The sequence below is a fragment of the Acinetobacter sp. YH01011 genome (genome assembly GCF_013420785.1).
Classification (GTDB): Bacteria; Pseudomonadota; Gammaproteobacteria; order Pseudomonadales; family Moraxellaceae; genus Acinetobacter; species Acinetobacter towneri.
Genome location: NZ_VOYG01000028.1, coordinates 1 through 3,417, shown reverse-complemented (window position 1 = coordinate 3,417; position 3,417 = coordinate 1). Strand labels below are relative to the sequence as shown.

Genomic DNA, 3,417 nt, shown 5'->3' with positions numbered 1-3,417 from the left:
GCCAGGCCTCAGCATTTTATTATGGTGATCCCCTGGGCGAAATGCGCCTGGTAAGCAGAGTTTTTGAAATGTAAGGCCTTTGAATAAGACAAAAGGCTGCCTCATCGCTAACTTTGCAACAGTGCCAGTTTTATTACGAACGTGTTTTGGGTGGACAACGGAAAACATATTTCATCGAAAGACCAAAAAAAGAAAAAACACTTCCTGTTGTGATGAGTGAAGAAGAAACCATTCGGGTACTACGCGCTATTGAAAACGTGAAACACAAGGCTATTCTGATGACTATTTATTCGGCAGGTTTGCGCATTTCTGAATGTATAAACCTGAAAATAAAAGACATTGACTCCAAGCGCATGCAAATTCGTATAGAACAGTCAAAAGGAAAAAGAGATCGTTATACCATTTTATCTGAGAAAACATTAATTATTTTAAGAACATACTTTATGGAATATAAACCAAAAGATTATTTATTTGAAGGTCAAAAAGGTGGCGCATACTCAAGCCGAAGTATTCAAAACATTTTTAAAGCAGCTGTTTTAAAAGCAAAGATTCAAAAGGAAGTTACTGTACATACCTTACGACATAGCTTTGCAACGCATTTGCTTGAGAATGGTACGAGTTTACGTTATATTCAATCGTTGTTAGGTCATTCAAGCAGTAAAACAACTGAGGTTTATACACATATTACCACCAAGGGAATGGAACAATTAAAAAGTCCGATGGATTTGTTAGATATATAGAAAGGATTTGTATATTTGAGCAAAACTTAACAAAAAGCACTATGAATATAAATCCTTTTGAGAGAGTAGAAACGAACGGTAAACGGTTGAAAACGGATTTGTCACTGATAATGAAAGGTTTAGCAAAATAAGATATAGTGGATATATACGCCATTTGGCGTATAGCCACTTGTTATGTGCCATTTTTGAATGACAATGCGAATAGATACGGACAAACAAATGAATTTACTTAGTGATAAGAACGTTGCAATAATTGGTGGTGGACCCGTTGGACTGACTATGGCAAAATTATTACAGCAAAACGGCATAGACGTTTCAGTTTACGAAAGAGACAACGACCGAGAGGCAAGAATTTTTGGTGGAACCCTTGACCTACACAAAGGTTCAGGTCAGGAAGCAATGAAAAAAGCGGGATTGTTACAAACTTATTATGACTTAGCCTTACCAATGGGTGTAAATATTGCTGATGAAAAAGGCAATATTTTATCCACAAAAAATGTAAAGCCCGAAAATCGATTTGACAATCCTGAAATAAACAGAAATGACTTAAGGGCTATCTTGTTGAATAGTTTAGAAAACGACACGGTTATTTGGGATAGAAAACTTGTTATGCTTGAACCTGGTAAGAAGAAGTGGACACTAACTTTTGAGAATAAACCGAGTGAAACAGCAGATTTGGTTATTCTTGCCAATGGTGGAATGTCGAAAATAAGGAGCTTTGTTACCGACACGCAAGTTGAAGAAACCGGTACTTTCAACATCCAAGCTGATATTCTTCAACCGGAAATAAACTGTCCCGGATTTTTTCAGCTATGCAACGGCAACCGATTAATGGCGGGACATCAGGGCATTTTATTGTTTGCCAATCCCAATAATAATGGTGCATTGTATTTAGGAATTAGTTTTAAAACGCCCGATGAATGGAAAAATAAAATTCCCTTAGATTTTCAGGACAGAAACAGCGTTGCCGATTTTTTATTGAAAAGATTTTCCAAATGGAGTGAAGTTTACAAACAATTAATACGTTCGGTATCAACATTTCAATGCTTGCCCACAAGGAAATTTCCTTTGAACAATGATTGGAAAAGTAACCGTCCATTACCCATAACAATGATTGGCGATGCTGCTCATTTGATGTCGCCTTTTGCAGGACAGGGTGTAAATACGGGATTATTGGATGCTTTGATATTGTCTGAAAACCTTACAAACGGAGAATTTACAAGTATTGAAAATGCCATCGAAAACTACGAACAACAAATGTTTGTTTATGCAAAAGATACGCAGGACGAATCGACAGAAAACGAAACCGAAATGTTTAGTCCCAATTTTTCGTTTCAAAAATTATTGAATCTATAAACAGTAAGAAAAAACGGCTACTAACAAGCAGTTTTGCAATAGTGGGGCAGAAGTGCAAAATTGAACTTGTGTGCTTCTATCAACTTTTGTACATTAGCTGCCAGTTTAAGATGGGTGCATTTGAGTATGCCCAAAGGAGCCCGCAAGTATGCGCAGGACGAAGCCAGTAGCCGCGCCGATGGTGGCGCGGGTCTATCTGCGCGTCAGCACCGACGCGCAGGACTTGGAACGCCAAGAGGCGATCACTACGGCCGCGAAGGCCGCCGGCTACTACGTCGCCGGCATCTACCGTGAGAAGGCATCCGGCGCACGCGCCGACCGGCCTGAGCTGCTGCGCATGATCGGCGACCTACAGCCCGGCGAGGTGGTCATTGCCGAGAAGATCGACCGCATCAGCCGCCTACCTTTGCCCGAGGCCGAGCGCCTGGTGGCCTCGATACAGGCCAAAGGCGCACGCCTGGCCGTCCCTGGCGTGGTCGATCTATCCGACCTGGCGGCCGAGGCCCAGGGCGTCGCCAAGATCGTGCTGGAAGCCGTGCAGATCATGCTTTTTCGCCTGGCCTTGCAGATGGCCCGCGACGACTACGAGGACAGGCGCGAACGCCAGCGCCAAGGCATTGAGTTGGCCCGCCAGGCCGGGCGGTACAAGGGCCGCCGTGCTGATCCGAAGCGCCGCGCCCAAGTTGTCGCGCTGCGCAAGTCCGGCTACAGCATCAACAAGACCGCCGAGCTGGCCGGGTACAGTGCGGCCCAGGTGAAACGGATATGGGCCGAGGTCAGCCAGGCCGAAGCGAAGCAGCACGGCGCGTTCGTGGAGGACGCATTGACGGAAGCCGATGCCCTGGCCGCTGTCGGCCAGGATGAGCGCCAGGAGGAAAGGGCATGAAGAAGCCGAACCAAGACGACGAGCCGTTTTTCATCACCGAGGAGATTGCGGCCGAAATGATCGCCGGCGGCTATGAGTTCGAGCTGCCGCCCATTCCTTGCACCATCCGCCTACGCGACGTGCTGGAGCGCATGACCGATGCTGAGCTAGCATTGCAGCCGGGCGAGATCGCCGACCAGGAGCGTGAACGCTGCCGGCGCAAGCCGTGTTCAACCTCATGATCTGGTCATGGTATTTTTCATGGCACTGAGCCTGATAGTTCTTGCAAATTGTTGTCACTAAAGGGTTTTGTGTGCTTGTTTACAATCGAGTGGGAGTGACGGGCACTGGCTGGCAATGTCTAGCAACGGCAGGCATTTCGGCTGAGGGTAAAAGAACTTTCCGCTAAGCGATAGACTGTATGTAAACACAGTATTGCAAGGACGCGGAACATGC

At 45.6% G+C, this 3,417-nt stretch carries 4 protein-coding genes; all 4 read left to right on the top strand.

Translation table 11 applies throughout. From position 1 onward, the window contains the following. The first annotated feature begins 146 nt into the window (after positions 1-146). The 4 genes from FTT78_RS13340 to FTT78_RS13325 all read left to right on the top strand — a co-directional run bounded on the left by FTT78_RS13340 (position 147) and on the right by FTT78_RS13325 (position 3,203). Positions 147-740 (top strand): tyrosine-type recombinase/integrase, encoded by a 594-nt coding sequence (locus FTT78_RS13340; protein WP_205779272.1) that lies wholly within the window; start codon positions 147-149, stop codon positions 738-740. Between the two features lie 189 nt (positions 741-929). Next, positions 930-2,096 carry a tetracycline-inactivating monooxygenase Tet(X3) gene (locus FTT78_RS13335; RefSeq protein WP_024160783.1) on the top strand — a complete coding sequence of 389 codons (1,167 nt, stop codon included), beginning with the start codon at positions 930-932 and terminating at the stop codon, positions 2,094-2,096. Positions 2,097-2,244: 148 nt separating this feature from the next. Then, entirely contained in the window at positions 2,245-2,982 is a 738-nt protein-coding gene (locus FTT78_RS13330) for a recombinase family protein (RefSeq protein WP_001366550.1), read from the top strand. Continuing rightward, positions 2,979-3,203 (top strand): hypothetical protein, encoded by a 225-nt coding sequence (locus FTT78_RS13325; RefSeq protein WP_000743213.1) that lies wholly within the window; start codon positions 2,979-2,981, stop codon positions 3,201-3,203. Before FTT78_RS13330 ends, FTT78_RS13325 begins: the two co-directional genes overlap by 4 nt. The last annotated feature ends 214 nt before the right edge of the window (positions 3,204-3,417 follow it).